The sequence below is a fragment of the Kitasatospora sp. NPDC043949 genome (genome assembly GCF_056435365.1).
The window spans coordinates 17,184-37,600 of the sequence record NZ_JBWKEQ010000004.1 but is presented as its reverse complement, the minus strand read 5'-3'; the positions used below and the strand labels follow the sequence as shown (position 1 = coordinate 37,600).

General features: G+C 74.1%; 19 protein-coding genes and 1 riboswitch. Of the genes, 6 read left to right on the top strand and 13 right to left on the bottom strand.

Going from position 1 to position 20,417, the window contains the following annotated elements; genetic code table 11:
* Positions 1-14 precede the first annotated feature (14 nt).
* Complete coding sequence (locus AC07AL_RS05195) at positions 15-848, bottom strand: lysophospholipid acyltransferase family protein (protein ID WP_363582970.1); 834 nt, start codon at positions 846-848, stop codon at positions 15-17.
* A 256-nt stretch (positions 849-1,104) separates the two neighbouring features.
* On the opposite strand from AC07AL_RS05195, the gene AC07AL_RS05190 reads away from it, so the two are divergent.
* The gene (locus AC07AL_RS05190; protein ID WP_363582972.1) at positions 1,105-1,899 is read left to right on the top strand and encodes an alpha/beta hydrolase; all 795 of its coding nucleotides are present in this window, start codon (positions 1,105-1,107) and stop codon (positions 1,897-1,899) included.
* Positions 1,900-1,909: 10 nt separating this feature from the next.
* Positions 1,910-2,668: a hypothetical protein gene (locus AC07AL_RS05185; RefSeq protein ID WP_478316889.1), complete on the top strand. Its 759-nt coding sequence runs from the start codon at positions 1,910-1,912 to the stop codon at positions 2,666-2,668.
* Here the strand turns inward: AC07AL_RS05185 and AC07AL_RS05180 are convergent.
* From AC07AL_RS05180 to AC07AL_RS05160, 5 genes are all read right to left on the bottom strand, one after another.
* A complete protein-coding gene (locus AC07AL_RS05180) occupies positions 2,665-3,420 on the bottom strand; it encodes an endonuclease/exonuclease/phosphatase family protein (protein ID WP_363582976.1) in 756 nt (251 codons plus the stop codon). The two genes, AC07AL_RS05185 and AC07AL_RS05180, sit on opposite strands and share 4 nt — an antisense overlap.
* A gap of 133 nt (positions 3,421-3,553) precedes the next feature.
* On the bottom strand, positions 3,554-4,498 hold the full coding sequence (locus AC07AL_RS05175) for an ROK family glucokinase (RefSeq protein WP_478316887.1): 945 nt from the start codon (positions 4,496-4,498) through the stop codon (positions 3,554-3,556).
* 193 nt (positions 4,499-4,691) lie between these two features.
* Positions 4,692-5,069: a DUF5304 family protein gene (locus tag AC07AL_RS05170; RefSeq protein ID WP_363582980.1), complete on the bottom strand. Its 378-nt coding sequence runs from the start codon at positions 5,067-5,069 to the stop codon at positions 4,692-4,694.
* An 85-nt stretch (positions 5,070-5,154) separates the two neighbouring features.
* On the bottom strand, positions 5,155-6,327 hold the full coding sequence (locus AC07AL_RS05165; protein WP_363628796.1) for an ArsA family ATPase: 1,173 nt from the start codon (positions 6,325-6,327) through the stop codon (positions 5,155-5,157).
* 24 nt (positions 6,328-6,351) lie between these two features.
* Positions 6,352-6,813 carry an SRPBCC family protein gene (locus tag AC07AL_RS05160; RefSeq protein ID WP_350884431.1) on the bottom strand — a complete coding sequence of 154 codons (462 nt, stop codon included), beginning with the start codon at positions 6,811-6,813 and terminating at the stop codon, positions 6,352-6,354.
* Between the two features lie 325 nt (positions 6,814-7,138).
* Between AC07AL_RS05160 and AC07AL_RS05155 the strand changes: the two genes are divergently transcribed.
* Positions 7,139-8,932, top strand: coding sequence for an AMP-dependent synthetase/ligase (locus AC07AL_RS05155; RefSeq protein WP_363582984.1), 1,794 nt, complete (start codon positions 7,139-7,141; stop codon positions 8,930-8,932).
* A gap of 61 nt (positions 8,933-8,993) precedes the next feature.
* Here AC07AL_RS05155 and AC07AL_RS05150 read toward each other — a convergent pair whose 3' ends face one another.
* The gene (locus tag AC07AL_RS05150) at positions 8,994-10,130 is read right to left on the bottom strand and encodes a glycosyltransferase family 4 protein (RefSeq protein ID WP_363582986.1); all 1,137 of its coding nucleotides are present in this window, start codon (positions 10,128-10,130) and stop codon (positions 8,994-8,996) included.
* A 244-nt stretch (positions 10,131-10,374) separates the two neighbouring features.
* Between AC07AL_RS05150 and AC07AL_RS05145 the strand changes: the two genes are divergently transcribed.
* Positions 10,375-11,814, top strand: a complete 1,440-nt coding sequence (locus AC07AL_RS05145) for a glycosyltransferase 87 family protein (protein WP_400805624.1) — start codon at positions 10,375-10,377, stop codon at positions 11,812-11,814.
* A 64-nt stretch (positions 11,815-11,878) separates the two neighbouring features.
* Here the strand turns inward: AC07AL_RS05145 and AC07AL_RS05140 are convergent, their stop codons facing one another.
* The 6 genes from AC07AL_RS05140 to AC07AL_RS05115 all read right to left on the bottom strand — a co-directional run bounded on the left by AC07AL_RS05140 (position 11,879) and on the right by AC07AL_RS05115 (position 19,109).
* Complete coding sequence (locus tag AC07AL_RS05140; protein WP_478316884.1) at positions 11,879-12,910, bottom strand: hypothetical protein; 1,032 nt, start codon at positions 12,908-12,910, stop codon at positions 11,879-11,881.
* A gap of 188 nt (positions 12,911-13,098) precedes the next feature.
* Positions 13,099-14,145 (bottom strand): C40 family peptidase, encoded by a 1,047-nt coding sequence (locus tag AC07AL_RS05135; RefSeq protein WP_363582992.1) that lies wholly within the window; start codon positions 14,143-14,145, stop codon positions 13,099-13,101.
* Between the two features lie 226 nt (positions 14,146-14,371).
* On the bottom strand, positions 14,372-15,517 hold the full coding sequence (locus tag AC07AL_RS05130; RefSeq protein ID WP_400987838.1) for a C40 family peptidase: 1,146 nt from the start codon (positions 15,515-15,517) through the stop codon (positions 14,372-14,374).
* A gap of 10 nt (positions 15,518-15,527) precedes the next feature.
* Positions 15,528-15,677, bottom strand: a riboswitch (cyclic di-AMP (ydaO/yuaA leader).
* Between the two features lie 338 nt (positions 15,678-16,015).
* Positions 16,016-17,050 (bottom strand): C40 family peptidase, encoded by a 1,035-nt coding sequence (locus AC07AL_RS05125; RefSeq protein WP_478316882.1) that lies wholly within the window; start codon positions 17,048-17,050, stop codon positions 16,016-16,018.
* A 200-nt stretch (positions 17,051-17,250) separates the two neighbouring features.
* Entirely contained in the window at positions 17,251-18,651 is a 1,401-nt protein-coding gene (locus tag AC07AL_RS05120; protein WP_478317019.1) for an NYN domain-containing protein, read from the bottom strand.
* A 194-nt stretch (positions 18,652-18,845) separates the two neighbouring features.
* Complete coding sequence (locus AC07AL_RS05115; protein WP_363582998.1) at positions 18,846-19,109, bottom strand: hypothetical protein; 264 nt, start codon at positions 19,107-19,109, stop codon at positions 18,846-18,848.
* A 201-nt stretch (positions 19,110-19,310) separates the two neighbouring features.
* Here AC07AL_RS05115 and AC07AL_RS05110 point away from each other — a divergent pair, with 201 nt between their 5' ends.
* A complete protein-coding gene (locus tag AC07AL_RS05110; RefSeq protein ID WP_363618850.1) occupies positions 19,311-20,093 on the top strand; it encodes a rhomboid family intramembrane serine protease in 783 nt (260 codons plus the stop codon).
* A gap of 41 nt (positions 20,094-20,134) precedes the next feature.
* On the top strand, positions 20,135-20,416 hold the full coding sequence (locus tag AC07AL_RS05105; RefSeq protein WP_063347281.1) for an Lrp/AsnC ligand binding domain-containing protein: 282 nt from the start codon (positions 20,135-20,137) through the stop codon (positions 20,414-20,416).
* Position 20,417: the final 1 nt, after the last annotated feature.

Here is a 20,417-nt window from a genome sequence, read left to right as displayed (position 1 = left end):
CGCGCCCGCGGTCGTCAGGCCGACCCGGTCTCCTTCGGCTCCTGCCCGGACTGCTCGGCCTTCTCCGTCGCGGCGGCCTTGTCGGCGGCGGCCTTCTCGGCCTCCGCCTCCGCCTTCTCCGCCTTGGCGGCGGCCTTGCGCTCGGCGTCGGCCTTCTTCTTGTCGTCGGCGATCTGCCGCTTGGCCGCGGTCGCGTAGATGTCCACGTACTCCTGGCCGGAGAGCCGCATGATCTCGTACATCACCTCGTCCGTCACCGAACGGAGGATGAAGCGGTCGTTCTCCATGCCGTGGTAGCGGGAGAAGTCCAGCGGGCGGCCGATCCGGATGCCGGGGCGGGTACCGAAGTTGGGGATCACCTGACCGGGCGGCTGGACCTTCTCGGTGTCGATCATGGCGACCGGGATGACCGGCGCGCCGGTGGCCAGCGCGACGCGCGCCAGGCCGCCGACCTTGCCGCGGTACAGCTTGCCGTCCGGCGAGCGGGTGCCCTCGGGGTAGACGCCGAACAGCTCGCCGCCGTCCAGCACCGCGATGGCGCTGCGGATCGCGGCCTCGCCCGCGCCGCGCACGCCCGAGCGGTCCACCGGCAGCTGGCCGACGCCCTTGAAGAACGCGGCGGTCAGCCGGCCCTTGATGCCCGGGGTGTTGAAGTACTCGGCCTTCGCGATGAAGGTCACCCGGCGTTTGATCAGCGCGGGGAAGAAGAAGGAGTCCGAGAAGGACAGGTGGTTGCTCGCGATGATGGCCGCGCCCTCGGTGGGGATGTTCTCCTCACCCTCGATCCACGGCCGGAAGAAGATCCGAAGCAGTGGCGCGACGATCATCTTCATCAGTCGGTAGAACAACCCGGGCCTCCTGTTATGCGGACCGGTCGATCCTAATGCCCCGTGGGCTCGGCCCGCGCCCCGCCCCGCCCCGGCGGGCCGCCGCCGGACTCCCGCAAGCACTCGCGCGGGGGCCGCCGCGAGGGGTGTGCGGCCCGCGCGGGAGCCGCCATGAGGGGTGTACGTCCCGGGCGGGGCCGTGGGACGATGCGGATTCCCGCAGCCTCCCCCTCCAGCGTCCCTCCCCCAGCGCCACCCGCCCGCGAAGGAGTCCGCCATGCCGTTGCTGCCCGGTGCCGAACCGTACCGCCACCGCGGCGGACCGGTGGGGGTGCTGCTGTGCCACGGCTTCACCGGGTCGCCGCAGTCGCTGCGGCCCTGGGCGGAGGAACTGGCCGCGGCCGGGTTCAGCGTGTCGCTGCCGCTGCTGCCCGGGCACGGCACCCGGTGGCGGGACATGCAGGTCACCCGCTGGGAGGACTGGTACGCCGAGGTCGAGCACGAACTGCTGACGCTGTCCGCCGAGTGCGAGCAGGTCTTCGTCTGCGCGCTGTCGATGGGCGGCGCGCTGGCGCTGCGGCTGGCCGCGCTGCACGGTCCGGCGGTGTCCGGGCTGGTGCTGGTCAACCCGTCGGTGCGCTCGGACAACCCCGCGAGTGTGCTGCTGCCGGTGCTGCGGCACCTCGTGCCGAGCGTGCCCGGGATCGCCGACGACATCGCCAAGCCCGGCGCGGTCGAGCTGGGCTACGACCGGACGCCGCTGAACGCCGCCTGGTCGCTGGGCCGGCTGTGGCGGGACGTCCGACGGCGGCTGCCGCAGGTGACCCAGCCGGTGCTGCTCTTCCGCAGTCCGCAGGACCACGTCGTCTCGCCGGCCAACTCGGAACTGGTGCTGGCCCGGATATCCTCGACCGACGTGACGGAGCGGCTGTGCCAGCGCAGCTTCCACGTCGCGACGCTGGACCACGACGCGGCGGAAATATTCGCGGCCAGCCAGGACTTCATCCGACGGCTGGCCCCCGCGCACGCGGTGGGCGTCACCGGGGTCGAATCCGACGATCACCATGGCTGAAGGGCCGGAAGTGCACGAGAGCAGCACGGCGGGCGGCGGGGACGAGGCACCCCGCGAGGACGGCGCGACGAAGGACGGCACGGCGAAGGACGGCACCGCGCAGAGCGGCGCCCCGGCGGACCGTCCGGGGGCGGACGGCGTCACCGCCCCGGCCGCGGAGGCCCCCGAAGCGACGGCCGCCGACCGGCGCCCGGCCGAACCGGACGCCACCGCGCCCGCGGAGCCCCGCACCCGGCGTGCCCCCGAGCGCAGCCAGGCCGAGCAGGACGAGATCTTCGCCGCCCTGGTCGCCCAGTTCGACGACCCCGTGGACCTCACCAATCCCAACTGGCCGGAGGTCGAGAACCTCCGGGCGCAGAGCGAGCTGAAGGGCGGCCTCAAGGATGCCCCCGGCTCCCGGACCGACCCGGACGACCTCGCCGACCTCGCCCCGCAGCCCCGCCCCCGCTCCGGTCGGCCGGTGATGCCGGCGGCGGGCTCGGGCCCGCGCGACTTCGAGCTGGCCGAGGAGACCGACGAGGACCACTACGTCCCGCCGGAGCCCCCGCCGCTGCCGACCGCCGACGTCACCGCGAAGTTCGCCTGGCTCGCGGTGCTCGGCGGCCCCGCCCTGCTGCTGTTCGACGCGGTAGTGTGGCGGGAGATCGCCGGCTGGCCGGCCTGGGTCGGGATCACCGCCTTCCTCGGCGGCTTCGTCACCCTGGTGACCCGGATGAAGGACCGCGACGAGGACGAGCCCGAGGACCCGGACAACGGCGCGGTCGTCTAGGTTGCCGGAGCCTCCGGCAGCTCCAGCACCGCGAGCACCGGCAGGTGGTCGGTCGCGGCGCGCAGGTCGGCCTCGGTGACGCCGGGCAGCCCGTGCGGCACCCCGCAGCCGAGGACGGTGATCCCGGGCGTGGCGAACACGGCGTCGATCCGCTGGTAGGGGCGCTCGGGGACGGACGTGAACTCGCCGCCCCAGGGCGCGGTCGGGTACCCGTCCTGGAGCCGCGCGGCCAGCAGCTGCCAGCCCCTGCCGTCCGGGTGCTCGTTGAAGTCCCCTGCCACGATGCCGTGTTCGGCGATCCCGAGCTGGTCGAGCAGCAGCTCGAACTGGCCGTACCGCTCGTCGGCGTCCAGGCTGAGGTGGCAGCTGGTGAGGGTGAACGGCGCCGCTCCGGGCAGTCGCAGCAGCGCGGTGGCGAAGCCCCGGGCGTGCAGGCCGCGGGTCTTGGGCAGCAGCCGGTCGTGCACGCCCAGCAGTTGCGCCGCGCCGGGCCGGCCGAGCAGCAGCGGCCCGGCGGCGGTCCGGCCGCCGCCGGCCAGGACGGCCGTCCCGGTGCTCCGGGCCAGCCAGGCGGCCTGGCCCTCGGGCCGCCAGTAGCGCGGCGACTCCTGGATGCAGACCAGGTCGGGCGCGCAGGCCCGGATCACCCGGGCCAGCGCCCGCCGGTCGTCCCGCAGCGAGCGGATGTTGTAGCTGAGCAGGCGCAGCCGGCGCGGGCCGGGCGGCGGCGGTTCGGCGGGTGCCGTGGTCATGGTCCTGGTCCTCCCCGTACGTACGTGGTGCGTGGGACGACCGTACGGCAGGGCCGGGGGCGTGCGTCGGCGGCGGCGCGTCCGGGGTTGGTCGGGGTCCGGTCGCACCGCCGCCGGCGGGTTCGGGGGGTGGCTACGCGGTGCGGGCCAGGTCGGCGGCGCCGACGATGCCGGCGGCGGAGCCCATCGAGGCCAGCACGACCTCGGCGCGCGGGCGGTGGATACCGCCGGTGAGGTAGTGCTCGAAGGCCTTGGCGACCGGGTCGAGCAGCAGGCGGCCGGAGTCGGAGACGCCGCCGCCGAGGACGAAGACGCCCGGGTCGAAGAGCGCGGCGAGGTCGGCCATGCCGCGGCCGAGCCAGTCGGCCAGTTCGGCGTAGCACTCCAGGGCGAGCGGGTCGCCCTCCTCGGCCGCCTCGGTGATGTGGATGCCGCGGATGGTCTCGGCGACGCCGTCGTTGAGCTCCAGCATCCGCCGGCCGCGCACCTGGTCGGCGGCGGCCCTCTCCCGGCCGTAGCGGCGCAGCGCCCGCCCGGAGCCGTACTGCTCCCAGCAGCCCTTGCCGCCGCAGCCGCAGGCCAGGCCGTCGGGGACCATGTTGAGGTGGCCGATCTCGCCGGCCACGCCGAACCGGCCGCGGTGCAGCCGGCCGTCGAGGACGATGCCGCCGCCGATGCCGGTGCCGACGGTGATCAGCACCATGTCCCGGTGGTCGGCGGCGGCGCCGAAGCGGAACTCGGCCCAGGCGGCGCAGTTGGCGTCGTTCTCGACGACGGTGTCCAGGCCGGCGAGCTCCTCGATGCGGCCGCGCAGCGGCTCGTTCTCCCAGTCGATGTTGGGAGCGAAGATCACCGTGGAACGGTTGCTGTCCACGAAGCCGGGGGCGCCGACGCCGACGGCGGTGACGTCGGGGTGCTGCTCCTTGAGCTCGCGCACGGCCTGCGCGATGGCATCGACCGCCCACTGCGGGTCGGCCGGGGTGGGCACCCTGGTCCGGGCCAGGATCGCGCCCGCCTCGTCGACCACGCCTGCCGCGATCTTGGTCCCGCCGACATCGACGCCGATGGTCAGAGCCATGTGTCCCTCAGCTATTCACTCGTTCCCGCTGGGCGGAACGGTACCGCCCAACCCTGCCCCCCGTACACAGCCTCGCATACATTAACCGAAGACAATCATGGACCAACCGGGCCGCCATGCTTCAAAAGTCGTATCTAATCGCCCGCTTCGTCACGCACCAGAGCAACGCGATCACGGTTCGAAGGTTACGGATTCACTGCTTGGCGGACGCCTCGTCAGGCGTGTCGAGGTCGATCCGCTCGGTGGGGGAGCCCTCGCCGGCCGTCCAGCGGTGCTCGTGGCCGGCCACCGCGGCCCGGTAGGCGGCCAGCAGTTCGGTGCCCGCGGCGGCCAGTCCGGAGCCGGCGGCGGCGAGGTGGGAGTAGACCTCGGGCTGCTGGGTGCGCAGCCGGTCGGCCAGCCCGGAGAGGGTGATCAGGGTGTCGGCGCTCGCCTCCTGCGCCTTCTGGCCGACGGCGGAGGCGAGCTTGCGCACCTCGTCCACCAGCGGGCCCAGCTCCGGCCCGAACGGGTGGGCCTGCGGGCCGCCCGGCTCGGCGGTGGGCTCGGTCCGGTCGTCGGTGCTGGTCATCGCGGGCGCCTCCTCAGCCGGGGCCGCACCCCGCGGCCCTCGGGCCCGACGCTACCGGACAGCCGGTAGGGGCCCCGAAAGGGCTTCAGCCCCGGGGCCAGAGCGCCGGGTCGGGCGCGAACCGTACCGAGAGCGCCCCATCGTGCAGGCTCGCGCCGGCCACCGTGCAGCGGCGCAGCGCGGACGGCAGGGTGAGCACCCGGCGGTGGGCGCCGAGGCCGACGACCAGTTCGTCGCCGCGCCGGACGAGGTCCAGCTCGGCCCGGTCGGCGCCGGGCAGCGCGAGATGCCAGACCAGCAGGCCATCCTCGGCGAGGCGGTCCTCGACCGGCCAGGGCTCGGGGGCCAGCCGCTCCGGGCCGGGCCCGCCCCCGTACAGGCGGTCGGCGACGGCCTCCAGGGTGGCCTCGGCCAGTCCGGTGGCCAGCACCGGGGCGTCGGTCTCGGCGGCGAGCTCGGCCAGTTCCTCCCGGCGGCGGCGGGCCAGCGCGGCCAGCCACGGGTCCGGCGAGTCGGCCGCGCCCTCGGGCAGCACTCCGTGCACCACGACGGCGTCCGGCCGGTGGCCGTGCAGGGCCAACCCGGCCCGGATCCGGCCCAGTTCCCGGTACGGGTGGCCGTCGGCGGGCACGACCAGGCGCACGCTGGTGCCGGGCGCTGCGATCGCGGCGCGGGACTCGGCGAGCACCGCGGCGGCCTTGGTCCGCCCCTCGTACAGCCACTCGGCGGGCATCGGCACGCCGGCCAGGCCGGCCAGCAGCGGGCGCAGCGCCCGGGCGGCCTGCCGCTGCTCGGGGACGAGCCGGTCCAGGTAGCGCTCCAGCTGCTCGGGCAGGGCGAGGGTGGCGATCAGCTCGGCGGGCGGCGGGGCGAGCACGACCAGGACGTCCTGGTCGGCGGCGGGCAGGGCACGCAGCAGGGCGATCCGGGCGATGCCGGGGAGGGCCGTCAGCTCCTCGGGGTCGAGCTGCTCGGCGCCGAGCAGGTCGAGGGCGGGCTTGAGCCGGCTGGTGAGCTCGCCGGCGGCGTACCGGAAGGCGGCCTGCTCGTCGATCCGGGAGACGGTCAGGCCGGGTGCGTAGCGGGCCGGTTCGGGCTCCAGGCGGGTGCCGAGGACGCCGTCCAGGGCGCGGTGCGGGTCGTCGGCGGCCAGCAGCCAGGTGCGGTGGCCGCGCCGGGCGGCGTGCAGGGCGGTGGCGGCGGCCACCACGGGCGCGCCCGCGTCGCCGCTGACCAGGATGGTGCGTGTCGCCGTCATGCCGTCGGCCCCCGTTCCGCCGCGTCAGCCCTGGACGGGCTTCTTGCCGTCGGCGTCCTCGACGCGCTTCTTCAGACCGGCCAGGGCGCGGTCGATGATGACCTTCTCGGCCTTGCGCTTGATCATGCCGAGCATCGGGATCTTGACGTCCACGGCGAGCTGGTACGTCACCTCGGTGCGGCTGCCGGAGAGCGGGGCGAGGGAGTAGGAGCCGTCCAGCGAGCGGAGCATCTGGCTGCGCACGAGGGTCCAGCCGACCTCGCGGTCGCCGTCCCAGGTGTAGGCGAGGACGTGCTCGTCGCGGATGGCGCCGGCGTCGAGCAGCAGGCGGACCTGGGCGGCGCGGCCGTCCTCGCCGGCTTCCAGGACCTCGACCTCCTTGACCTCGCCGGTCCAGGCCGGGTAGGCGGCGAAGTCGGCGATCACGGCCATGACCGTGGCCGGGGTCGCGTCGATGGTGATGCTCGACCTGGTGTGCTCCGCCATGGAATGGCCCTCCGCGTCGTCCCTCTGCCTGCCGGTCCGGTCGAGCGTGCTCGGCCTTGTCCGCCCGGAGCAGGCTACCGCGACCAGCGATCGGCTCGGCCGCGCGGGCCGCGGCTCGGCGGGGGCCCGGCGCCGGTCGGCGGGGCATGCTACCGGCCGGTCACCTCGGGGCTGTCGTAGGGTGCCATTCGAACGACCCGGTCACGGCCTGGTCGGACCCGGCCGGGTGTGACACTTCGAACACCGGAGCCGACCCCCCTGGTCGAAGCTGCCTACCGGGCAGTAACGTCCTGCCGTCCCGCAGCGTCGCGAACGAGGAGCAGTCTTGCTCGACTTCAGCCTTCCGGCTCTCTATCAGGTACCCGGCGGCGGTAATCTCTCCGACCCTGTGCACCGGAACGCGGCGGAGCACCCGGACGTCGCGGTGCTCAGCCGGAAGGTGGACGGCCGCTGGCAGGAGTTGACCGCGGTGCAGTTCCTGGCCGAGGTGCACGCCGCCGCCAAGGGCCTGATCGCCGCGGGCATCGAGCCGGGCGACCGGGTGGGCGTCATGTCCCGCACCCGGTACGAGTGGACGCTGCTGGACTTCGCGATCTGGACGGCCGGCGCGATCACCGTCCCGGTGTACGAGACCTCCTCCGCCGAGCAGGTCGAGTGGATCCTCGGCGACTCCGGCGCGGTCGCCGTCGTCACCGAGACCGACCAGCACGTCAAGGTGGTCGACGAGGTCCGCGGCCGGCTCACCGGGCTGAAGCACACCTGGCAGATCGAGGGCGGCGCGATCGCCGCGCTGGCCGAGGCCGGGAAGGACGTCCCGGACGAGACGGTGCAGGAGCGCCGCTCGACCGCGACCGCCGACTCGATCGCCACCATCGTCTACACCTCGGGCACCACCGGCCGCCCGAAGGGCTGTCAGCTGACGCACGCCAACTTCCTCGCCGAGTGCGGCAACGTGGTGGAGCGCCTGGCCCCGCTGTTCCGCACCGGCGACAGCTCCGTCCTGCTGTTCCTGCCGCTGGCCCACGTACTCGGCCGGATCGCCGAGATCGCCACCGCGATGGCGCCGATCAAGCTGGGCCACGTCTCCGACGTCAGGGACGTCACCACCGAGCTGGCCGCCTTCAAGCCGAGCCTGATCCTGGGCGTGCCGAGAGTCTTCGAGAAGGTCTACAACACCGCCCGCGCCAAGGCCCAGGCCGACGGCAAGGGCAAGATCTTCGACAAGGCCGCCGACACCGCGATCGCCTACAGCCGGGCGCTGGACGCCGGCGGCGCGGGCCTGGGCCTGCGGATCAAGCACGCGGTCTTCGACAAGCTGGTCTACAGCAAGCTGCGTGCGGCCCTCGGCGGCCGGGCCACCCACGCCATCTCTGGCGGCGCCCCGCTCGGCGAGCGGCTGGGCCACTTCTACCGGGGCATCGGCTTCACCGTCCTGGAGGGCTACGGCCTGACCGAGACCTGCGCGGCCACCGCCTTCAACCCGTGGGACAAGCCGAAGATCGGCACGGTCGGCCAGCCGGTCCCCGGTGCCTCGGTGCGGATCGCCGAGGACGGCGAGGTCTTCTTCAAGGGCCCGCACGTCTTCACCGGCTACTGGAACAACCCGCAGGCCACCGCCGACACCCTCAAGGACGGCTGGATCGCCACCGGCGACCTCGGCTCGCTCGACTCCGAGGGCTACCTGACCATCACCGGCCGCAAGAAGGAGATCATCGTCACCGCGGGCGGCAAGAACGTCGCCCCGGCCGTGATCGAGGACCGCATCCGGGCGCACGCACTGGTCGGCGAGGTCATGGTGGTCGGCGACCGCAAGCCCTTCGTGGCCTGCCTGGTCACCGTCGACCCGGACTTCTTCCCCAAGTGGAAGGAGCTCAACGGCAAGCCCGCCACCGCCACGGTGGCCGAGCTGAGCCAGGATCCGGACCTGCTGGCCGCCCTCCAGGCCGCGGTGGACGACGGCAACGCGGCCGTCTCGCACGCCGAGGCGGTCAAGAAGTTCCGCCTGCTGGACACCGAGTTCTCCGAGGAGAGCGGCCACCTGACGCCCTCCCTCAAGCTCAAGCGCAACCTCGTGCTGAAGGACTTCGCCGCCGACATCGAGGCGATCTACCAGAAGTAGCCGGGTGCGGGCCCCGCCTCCGGCGAAGGAGACGGGGCCCGCTCACGGGTCCGAGCCCGGTCTAGGCCGCCAGCAGCGAGGTCAGCCGCCCGGCCAGCAGGTCCCAGCGCCAGGAGCGCTCCACCCAGCGCCGCCCGGCCTCGCCCATCCGCCGCCGCAGCTCCTCGTCGCCCAGCAGCCGGACGATCCGCTCGGCGGCCGCGGCGGCCGAGCCGCCCGGCACCACGTACCCGGTCTCGCCCTCCAGCACCGCGTCCGGCGCGCCGCCGGAGTCGCCGGCGACCACCGGCAGACCGGTCGCCGAGGCCTCCAGGTAGACGATGCCCAGGCCCTCGACGTCCAGCCCCCCGCGCCTGGTCCGGCAGGGCATCGCGAAGACGTCCCCGGCCCCGTAGTGGGCGGGCAGCTCCTCCCACGGCACCGAGCCGGTGAAGCGCACCGAGGCCCGGACCCCCTTGGCGTCGGCCAGCTTCTCCAGGTCCGCCCGGTACGGGCCGCCGCCGACGATCAGCAGCACGGCGTCCGGCACGTCGGCGAGGATCTGCGGCATCGCCTCGATCAGCGTGTCCTGGCCCTTGCGCGGCACCAGCCGGGAGACGCAGACCACCACCGGCCGGTCCGCCAGCCCGAGCCGGCGACGCACCTCGGCGCCCCCCGAGCCCGGGTGGAAGGTCGTCTCGTCCACGCCCGGCGGCAGCTGCACCATCCGGGCCGCGGCCTGCGGCCCGACCGCGCCCGCGATCCGGGACCGGGTGTACTCCCCCAGGTAGGTCAGCACGTCGGTGCCCGCGCCGATCCGCCGCAGCAGCTGCCGGGCGGCCGGCAGCTGGGCCCAGGCGGCCTCGTGCCCGTGGGTCATGCCGAGCAGCCGCGCCGCACCGGCCCGGCGCAGCGCGGGCGCCATCAGCCCGAGCGGGGCGGCGGCGCCGAACCAGACCGAGTCGCACTTCTCCGCCCGCAGGATCTCGGCGGCCCGCCGGGTGACCCGCGGTGTGGGAACCATCACCTTCGTCCGGTCCCGGATCACCGGGAACGGCTGCTCGGCGTCGAAGCGGGCCACCTCGCTGCCGTCCCGCCAAGTGGAGGCGTACACCACGATGCTCCCGGCGGGCTGACGCACAGCCATGTTGTGCACGAAGGCCTGGATGCCGCCGGGGCGGGGCGGGAAGTCGTTGGTGACGATCAAGGTTCGGTGCATTCAGGCCACGGCTCGCTTGTCGGGGGGTGCTCGGTGTACCGCTGGGTGATCCGTACGATAGGTCAACACCATGACCCGCCGGGAACGGATCCGCGCACGGCAACCGTTTCACCCCCGGGTCAGTCCTAGAACCTAGGCGGCCGGTGGCGGCCCGGCCCAGCGTGCCGTGCCCGCCCCTCCGACCGCCCGGGCGTCCGTCGCGCGGCGCCTCCGGTGGGACGTCCGAGACGAACGAGGGAGCGCAGTGGAGTTGGCCCCGGCCACCGAGTCCGGTACACCCAGCGGCGCGGCCGGCCCCGGCCCGACGCCGGCCGCCCGGCAGGAGCCGGCCCGTGCCCCCGGCCGGCCGTTCGGGGCGCTCGCCGCACTCGGCGCCACCTGGGTGGCCACCCGGACGGTGCTGGTGCTGCTGATGACCGGCGTGGTCAAGGGGCTCGGCGGGGACATCACCGCCGACGTCTGGATGATCTACCACGCCTGGTACGGCGTCCTGCAGACCGGCACCTTCCCGTTCGACGACGTGACCTGGCAGTACCCGCCCGGCGCGGCCCTGGTGATCCTGCTGCCCGGCCTGCTGCCCTGGTCGTACCTGGTCTCCTTCTGGGTGATCTGCGGGATCGCCGACGTCGCCGCCACCGCCCTGCTGGTCCGCACCGGACTGCGCCGGGGCCGGGCACTGACCGGCGCCTGGATGTGGGTGGTGGCCGTGCCGCTGCTCGGCCCGATGGTCTACAACCGGCTGGACATCATCGTCACCGCGATCGCCCTGGCCGGCCTGCTGGCGCTGATCCGCCGCCCGGCGATCGGCGGGATGCTGCTCGGCCTGGGCGGGATCATCAAGATCTGGCCGCTGCTCGCCCTGATCGGCACCCCCTCCGGCCGCCGCACCCGCCGCGCCTGGACGCTGGCCGCGGCCACCGCCGTCTCGGTGGGCTTCCTGCTCGCGGCCGGGATGAACGGCGCCTTCGGCTTCCTCGCCTTCCAGAAGGAGCGCGGCATCGAGGTGGAGTCGCTCGGCGCGCTGCCGCTGCACTTCGCCCGGCTCGCGGACGCCTGGGACGGCAGGGTCACCATGAACTACGGCTCCCCGGAGATGCTCGGGCCGTGGGTCCCCGTGATCAGCAAGGTGATGATGGCCGGCACCGTGCTGGGCTTCGCCTGGCTGCTGCTCTGGCGCTTCACCGCCAAGCGCCGCAACGCGGCCACCATGTACGACGCGGCGCTCAGCGCGCTGCTCATCTTCACCGTCACCAGCCGGGTGATCAGCCCGCAGTACCTGGTCTGGCTGATCGGCGTCGCCGCCGTCTGCCTGACCGTGCGCAACAGCAGCCAGCGGCCGGTGGCCCTGCTGATCCTGTTCGCCTGCCCGCTGACGCTGGCCGAGTTCCCGCTGATGTTCAGCCGGATCCTCGCCAGCGAGCCCTGGGGCGTCACCGTGCTCAGCCTGCGCAACCTGCTGCTGCTGGCCGCCACCGTGCTCTCCTGCGTCCGGCTCTGGCGCGCCACCCGCGGCCCGGCACAGCTCCCGGCGACGGTGGTGCTGGCCAAGCCCGAGCCGGTGCCCGCCGGCGCCTACCCGGTGCGCCCCGGCATCGCCTACGAGCAGGACCTGCTGGACGGCATCGACCGGCCCGGCACCCCGGCCAGGCAGCGGCCCGGCACCCCGGCCAGGCAGCGGCGCTGAACGCCGCGCGCGCCGTCAGGTCCTGTCCGGCCGATCCTGCCGGGCCCGCGACGCCGGACAGGACCTAATCGCGCAGCGCGGCCACCTCGTCCAGCCAGAGCCGGGTGAACTCGGCCAGGCCGACGCCCGGTCCGGCCCGGAGCAGCCGGTCCAGCCGGCGGTCCCGGTCCGCCCCCTCCCCGTCGGCCGCGCCGACCGCCCGGTAGAACGCCACGAGCCGCTCGGGCCCGTAGCGCCGGGCGAGCAGCTCGCAGGCGAGCCAGGCCTGCTCGTACGCCTGGGCGATGCCGTCGGCCCCCGCGGTGAAGTCCCGGTCGGCGGGCAGCGCGGTGGGCAGCCGGCCGGCGGCGACGTCCCGGGCCAGCTCGGGGGCGATCTGCTGCGGGCGCCGGCCGGAGCCCCGGTAGGCGGTCCAGTCGGCGACGCCCTCGGAGAGCCAGAGCGGTGTCCAGGCCCGGGTGTCGGCCCTGGTCGCGACGTGGGTGGCCTCGTGGGTGACGACCACCTGCCGGCCGAAGTCGCTGAGCCGCCCGAACGTGCCGGGGTTGACCAGCACCCGGTCGGCGGGGGTGTGCCAGGGCGCGCCGGGGGCGGCCGAGGTGACCGCCGCCATGCCCGCCCAGCCCGCCGGGTCGACCTCCAGCAGCCGGGCGAACTGCTCGGCGGTGGCGGGTACTTCGAGCAGCAGGCGGCCCGCCCAGCCGGTGCCCCAGACCTCGCTCACGGCGGGTGCGGCCCGGTCGGCCACCGCGACCAGACCGGCCGGGTCGGGCCCGTCGGCCAGTCCGAGCACCAGGCAGTGCGCGCCCGCCGCGGACCGGGCGGAGCCGAGGTCCCAGAGCGCCGGGGGCCCGCTCGCGCTCTCCTCCCGGTCGACCCGCCAGCCGCCGCCGGCCAGGACCAGGTCGATCCGGCGCGGGTACACCACCGGGTAGTCGTCGTACCCGGTGATCCGGACCGCCAGGTCGGCGGCGGCCGTGAGCCGCTCCGGTCCGGCGTCCGCGCCGAGCACCAGGTTGCGGTAGCCGGCCTCGATCGCCGCCGGTCCGGACCAGGAGGGCAGCGCCCGGGCCCGCGCGTCCAGCAGCGCGGCCACCTCGGCCCGCCGGTCCGACGCCCACCGGTCCGACGCCCGCCCGGCCGCGGAGGGGTCCGCCGGGGCCGCCGGCGGCAGCGACAGCTGGGCCAGCCCGCCGGCCGCGAGCAGCAGCGCACCGCGCCGGGACAGCGTCCGGCGGGCGCCGTCTATCGGGTGGGGGGCGTCGGGGTCGGACGGTGCCGGGCTCAGAGCCGGACCACCCCCGCGACCGGCATCGCGTTGACGCTCTCGTAGCGGACCTTGGCGCCCGGGTAGGGGGCGTGCACGATCACCCCGCCGCCGGCGTACATCCCGACGTGGTGCATGTCCCGGTAGAAGATCACCAGGTCTCCCGGCCGCGCTTCGGAGAGGCTGACCCGCTGCCCGGCGTACGCCTGGGCCTGCGAGGTGCGCGGCAGGGTCACTCCGGCCTGCCGCCAGCTGTAGTACATCAGACCGGAGCAGTCGAAGGCGCGGGGCCCGGTGGATCCGTAGAGGTAGGGCGAGCCGATCATCCGCACCGCGGCCGCCAGCGCGGCCGCCCCGCGCTCGGAGGCGGGCGGGGCCGTGCCGAGGTCCAGCCGGTCGGTGCCCCGGGTGGCGCGCTGCTCGGCCTCCCGGGCGTCCTGGGCGGCCATCCGGGCCCGCTCGGCGACGCCCAGGCTGTTGAGCAGCCGCTGGGCCTCGGTGAGCCGCTGCTGGATCTGCTGCTTGCTGTCGGCGAGCGAGCGACGGGCCTGGTCGAGTTCGGCGAGCTTGCCGGCGGTCTCGGTGCGGCGCTGGTCGAGCCGGCGCTGGCGGGTGGCCAGTTCGTGCAGGGTCTCCTGCTGCCGCTCGGCGGCCTGGTCGAGAGTGCGGGCCCGGGACAGGTAGCCCTCCGGGTCGGTGGAGAGCATCAGCTGGACGGTCTGGGCCATGCCGCCGCCGCGGTACTCGGCGCCGGCCACGGTGGCGAGGTCGCCGCGCAGCTGGTTGAGCTGGTCCTGGGCGACGGCGATCTCGCCCTGGAGGACGGTCGTCTCGCCCTGGAGCCGCTGCTGCGCCTCCTGGGCGGCGTTGTACTTCTCGGACGCCTGCTCGGCCTCGCCGTAGAGCTGCTCCACCTGCGCCTTGACGTCCTTGCGGGTGGGCGTGTCCGGCGCGGCGGGGGCGGCCTGGGCGCTGCCGCCCGTCGTCACACCCAGGGCGGTGGCGGCGGCCGCGGTCAGCACCAGCGCACGGGCGAGCAGTTGGGAACGACGGTGCACGGGCATGGCGGCAGCGGCTCCGATCCGGCGGTGGGCCCCGCCGCCGCCCCAACGCGGGCGGCCCTGGAAGCGGAGTCCGGTGGCAGACGTTAGCGAGTCCGGGCAACCGAGTCCAAACCCCTGCCAACCCGAATATTTGACCCGCAATCGGACATCAGTCCGATGCGCCGGAAAAGCCGCAGGCCCGGCCTTCCGTGGTGGAAGGCCGGGCCTGGGAGGGCCTGAGCGGGGATCAGACCCGCACGATGGAGGTCAGCGGCATGTTGCCGACGGCCTCGTAGCGGACCGACGCGCCCGGCTTGGGCGCGTGCAGCACCTGGCCGTTGCCCGCGTAGATGCCGACGTGGTGGGCGTCCCCGTAGAAGATCAGCAGGTCGCCGGGCTGGGCCTGGGAGAGGTCGGTGCCGATCCGGGTACCGGCGTGGGCCTGCTCCTGCGAGGTGCGCGGCAGCGAGACGTCGACCTGGTTGAACGCCCAGACCATCAGGCCCGAGCAGTCGAAGGAGCCGGGGCCGGAGGCGCCGTAGACGTACGGGCTGCCGATCTTGGAGGCGGCGATGGACAGCGCCGCGGCGCCGCGCGAGCTGCCGGCGCTCGGCTTGGTGACCGGCGCGGCGGGGGCCTGCGACGCGCTCAGGTCGGTGCGGCTGTTGTCGCGGGAGGAGCGGTCGGCGGCCTGCTGGGCCGCCGCCTGCTGCTGGGCGGCCTTCGCGGCGGCGTCGGCCTTCGACTTGGCCTCGGCGGCGGCCTTCTCCTCGGCCGCGCGGATCGCCTGGCGCTCCTGCTCGGACAGGGTGTTGAAGAGGTCCTGCGCGGCCTTGAGCTTGCCCTGGACCTCGTCCTTGGCGCTCTTCAGCTGCTGGGTGGTGGTCTCCATCTCGGCGAGCTTGCCCTGGGCCTCGGAGCGCACCTGGTCGAGCTTGCGCTGCTCGTCCTGGAGCTGCTTGAGCTGGCCCTTCTGGGTGCCGCCGGCCTGGTTCAGCGTGTCGGCCTGGCTCAGGAAGGTGTCCGGGCTGGCGGAGAACATCAGCTGGACGGTCTGGGATATGCCGCCGTTGCGGTACTGCTCGCCGGCGATCTCGGCCAGGCCGCCCTGGAGGTCGGTCACCTGCCCCTGCTGCCGCGCCACCTGGTCCTGCAGGTCGGTGACCTGCTTCTGCAGCTGCTGCTGCTTCTCCTGGGCGGCGTTGAGCTTCTCGGTCGCGACCTCGGCCTGCTCGTTGAGCTGGTCGACCTGCTCCTTGACCTGGTCCTTGGTCGGCTGCGGGTCGGCGTGGGCGCCGGACTGCGCGGACAGCGCGACGGCCGCCGCGGCGAAGCCGGTCAGGATCGAGACCCGGGTGCGACTGGCGGGCTTGGGACGACGATGGGACGCCACGAAGGCGGACTCCTTCTTCCTACGCCGTCTACCGGGTGAGCTGACGGGTTCGGGCCGGAAGCGTGCCCTACGACGCCTCACGGCCGTTCCACCGGCCGACCTGGCGCCGATTCACCCCGGAGGAACGTGGTTCCCCGGCTCCGTTCGACAGCACCCCCGACTGCTGGGTTCCCCGTCGGGCAGGCACTGGGCCCGCCCCGCTGCGTCACGAACTCGACGGAAACCACCGCCGTCACCCTGGCTGGGCGATCGGGAGTGCGGTGGTTCGGGGCACGACCCTAGTAACTGAACCGTGATCCGTTCAAATCCTTGTCAGAAAAAAGACGGAAGAAGACCAAAGTTCTTTTGTGAATATGACACATAGTGATCACCGTCGTACGCAAAGCTGATCACTCTTCACCGGGGACTCGCGCTGCGGACAAAACCCGAACGCCACCCCCGGTCGGAGGGTGGCGTGGATCACAGGCCCGGACGGGGCCCTTCGGGCGTGTCGGGCCGTCAGACCCGGCGGATCGTGTTGATCGGCATCGCGTCGACCTTCATCACCTTCACCACGTCGCCGGTGTGCGGCGCGTGCACCACCATGCCGTTGCCGATGTACATCCCGACGTGGTGCCGGTCGGCGCCGTAGATGACCAGGTCGCCCGGCTGGGCCTGGTCCAGCGAGACCCTGGTGCCGACGTTGCCCTGCTCCTGCGAGGTGCGCGGCAGCGAGACGCCGGCCTGGCCGTACGCCCAGACCATCAGGCCCGAGCAGTCGAAGGTGGTCGAGCCGGTGGCGCCCCACACGTACGGCGAGCCCTGCTTGCTCATCGCCTTGGCCACGGCCACGCCCGCGTAGCCGCCGGCCTGCGGGAGGCTGCCGAGGTCGGCACGGTCACTGCCGCGCGAGGCGCGGTCGTCCTGCTGCTGCTGGGCCCGCAGCGCGGCGCGGTCGGAGGCGCTGAGCGAGTTCAGCAGGTCCTGCGCGGCCTTCAGCTTCTGGTTGACGTCCGTCTTGGCCTGGTTCAGGTCCTTGGTGGTGGAGTCGAGCGAGGCCAGGACGGCGGCGGCCTCGGACTTCTCCTGGTCCAGCCGGCGCTGCTGGTCCAGCAGTCCCTTGAGCGCCTCCGACTCGCTGGCGCTGGCCTGCTGGGCGCTGGACGCCTTCTCCAGGTAGCCCGACGGGTCCGAGGAGAGCATCAGCTGGACGGACGGGTCGATGCCGCCGGTGCGGTACTGCTCGCCCGCCACGCCGGCCAGGCCGGTCTGGAGCTGGGTCATCTCGTCCTGGCTGCGGGCCACCTTGTCCTGCAGCTGGTCGGACTGCTTGCGGAGCTGGTCGGCCCGCTCCTTGGCGCCGTTGTACTTCTCCGCCGCCTGCTCCTGATCCTGCTGGAGCTGGTCGATCTGCGCCTTGACGTCGGTCTTGCTCGGCTGGGGCGCGGCGTGCGCGGCGACCTGCGCGGAGAGGGCGACCGCGGTCGCCGCGGCAGCGGTGAGCACGGAGACCCGGGCGCGGCTCGGCTGCTTGGGACGGCGGTGGGAGGCCAAGGGAATTGCTCCTTCTTCCATCGGCCTCACCCGATCAGGTGAGAATCCGGAAAATAGGTTTGACGCCACACCCTAGGGAAGATCCACGGGTTTTGCCACTCCCCCGAAGGCGTGAACTCCACTTCCCCCGCAGGCTTCACTGGATGTGCACACCGCCGCAAACCGGGCGCTGACCAGGCCTCATCCCGCCGCGGCAGCCGTCAGGGCCGCGCCAGCCGGTTCAGCAGCAGAACGGAAGCCACGGGGCGCGCGCCGGCCTTCCGCACGCCCTCCGCGACCTCCCGGTCGGTGGACACCACCACCACCGGACGACCCTGCGGCTCGGCCCGCACCAGACGGCGGATCAGCTCGTCCGCGGTCTCGCCGGTCCGGCTGAACCGCACCCGCACCCCGCGCGGTGGCGCCATGATCACCGGAACGTCCAGGTCCTGCCCGTCGAACACGCAGGTGACCTCCGCCTGCGTGCGCTGGGCCAGCATCGCCAGCCCGCCCAGCAGCCGGATCCGCTGCTGCTCCAGCGGCAGCGTCGGATAGCCCGTCTTGGTCACGTTGTAGCCGTCCACCACCAGGTGCACCTGCGGGATCGCCAGCAGCTGGTCCAGCAGCGCCGGATCGTCGTCGGCCAGACCGCGCCGGGCCACGTCGTGCGGCGAGGCCGCACCCGGCACCACCGCCTCCACCAGGTCCCCCGGCCGGATCTGGGAGACCGGCAGCGCCAGCTCCCGCTGGAGCCCCTGCGCCGACTGCAGCACCGTGTCCAGCAGCAGCCGCAGCCGCATGTCCTCGACGCTGCGGCCCTCGCGGGCCGACCGGCGGCCCTGCTCGGCCGCCGTCTCCAGCTCGCCGACCCGGTGCCGCAGCCGCCGCGCCTCGGACTCCGCGGCGCCACGCTCGGCGGCCGCCTGCGCCCTCGCGGCCTCCAGCTCGGCGGTCAGCCGCCTGGTCTCGGCCTGCGCCCGGCGGGTGTCGCTCTCCAGCGAGCGCACCTTCTTCCGCAGCGACTCGGCCTCCCGGCGGACGTCCTCGGACTCCGCGCGCTGCCGCTCCAGGTCCGCCCGGGCGGCGGACCGCAGCTCGGCGAGCTCCGCCTGCAACTTCTCCGCCAGCCGGGTGGCCTCGGCGGCCGCGCCCTCGGCGCCGGCCCGCTCGGCCTCCTCCCCGGCCTCGGCCACCAGCCGGCTCCAGCCGGCCGACCGCACCAGGTAGGCGGCGGCCGCGACGTCCATCGGATCGGCGGCGCCCGGAACGCTGCCCGACTCCAACGCCTTCACCAGGTCCGGCTGGCCCAGCCTCAGCCGCTCCGCTATCCGCACCCGGAACGCCGGCTCCGACTCCAGCGCCGCGGCCAGCGCCGTGGCCGCGTACTTGGCCCGCCGGGCCGGGGTGAACTTGACGTACTGGCGCAGGCTCTGCGGCAGCTCGCCGGGCGGCAGCCCGCCGAGCGCGTCCGAGGCCAGGCCGACCACACGCCGGCGCACGCCCTCGGGCAGCGGCCGGTCCAGCTTCTCGGCACCACGCTCCGGCGCCACCTCGCCGGAACCCGCCGCCCCGCCGACGGCCGCGGGCTCGGACGGAGCCGCGTCGGCGGCCCGCGCCTGCACGGCCGCAGCGGGCTGAAGCCCCTGCGCTTCGGCGGGCTCCCTCGCTGCGTCCACCACGTCCTCGGCTCCGATCCTGGTCCTACGGGGTCACGGCCCGCGGCCGCCGCCCTGTCGTCACGCTCCGTGCGTCCTGTCTGTATTGTCCCAGCGCGGCGGGCAGGCGCGCCGCGCACCCGCCCCCGCGCCGTCGGGCGTCAGCCCTGGTCGGCGGAGGCCTCCGCGTTCTCGGCGCCCGGACGGGCCACCAGCTCAACCTGGTCCACGGCGTTGCACCAGCGGCAGCGCACCGACTCGATCGTCTCGCTCAGCACCTCGGTCTCCTCGACCTTGGACTCGCCGGCCAGGTCGAAGTGCAGGAACTCGGTGACCCGCGCGGTGCGGGTCACGTCGAAGCGGGTGAGGTTTCCGCACAGGGTGCAGCGCCAGCGCGTCTCGGCGGTCAGGGCGGGGACGGTCATCGGGGGTCCTCTCGGGTGGTCCCTGGGTGGGCTAGGCGCTCCCCCCGGAGCCCCGGCGTCGGCGGCGGGAGGCGGGATTGCCCGCCCCAAGCCTATTGCCTGAGGCAACCATCCCGGCCACCAGTCAGGAGAACGAGCGGGCTAGTCCACCTGCCGTACAAGGCCGTGTCACACGCCCGACACGGAGGGATGCTTGGCCCCATGGCACTGACGGCCCCCGGGCACACCGACGCGCGGGGCGAGCACCCGTCCGTGCCCGCCCCGGCGGTCACCTACGCCCTGATCGCGGTCAACACCCTGGTGTTCCTGCTGGGCCCGGCCGCCGGGCTCAACCCGCTGTACGGCACCGGCCAGTCCCGGCTCTGCGCGGAGCAGCGGTACGAGCAGCGCTGGGGCGTCATCCCCGCCGAGGTGCTGGCCGGCCGCCCGCTGACCGCCGAGCAGCTGGCCCAGGCCCCCGACCCGGCCCCGGGCTGCCCGGCCGCGCCCACCCCGGGCAAGCACCCGGCGCTGTCCGTCCTCACCGGGCTCTTCGTGCACGCCGGCTGGCTGCACCTGCTGGGCAACCTGCTCTTCCTCCACGTCTTCGGCCCCACCGTCGAACGGCGGCTGGGCCGGGCCCGGTTCGCCGTCTTCTACCTGGCCGCCGGCAGCCTGGCCACGTACGGCTTCGCCCTCGCCGAGGCGCACTCCCCGGGCTCCACCCGGGTGCTGATCGGCGCCTCCGGCGCGATCTCCGCCGTCCTCGGCGCCTACCTGCGCTTCCATCCGCGCGCCCGGGTGACGACGCTCGTCCCGCTGCTGCTGTTCCTGCCGCTGCGCTTCCCGGCCTGGCTGGTGCTCGGCCTCTGGTTCGCCCTGCAGTGGTGGTCGGTCCACTCGGCCGGGCCCGGGGTGGCCTATCTGGTTCACGTGATCGGCTTCTCGGCGGGCTTCCTCTACGCCTGCACGGCGGTCAGCCACCCCCCGAGACGACCCGGCTGACGCCCGATACGCTGGCGGCACCCCACAAAGGAGCCCGAACAGTGATCACCGCCATCGTCCTGATCAAGACCAGTGTCGACCGCATCCCGGAGATCGCCGAAGCCATCGCGGCCATCGAGGGCGTCAGCGAGGTGTACTCGGTGACCGGTGGCTACGACCTGGTGGCGATGGTCCGGGTGCGCCGGCACGACGATCTGGCCGCGGTCATCCCGGGCCGGCTGAACAAGGTCCCGGGCGTGGCCCACACCGAGACCCAGATCGCCTTCCGCACCTACTCCCAGCACGACCTCGAGGCCGCCTTCGCCCTCGGCCTGGACGAGTAGG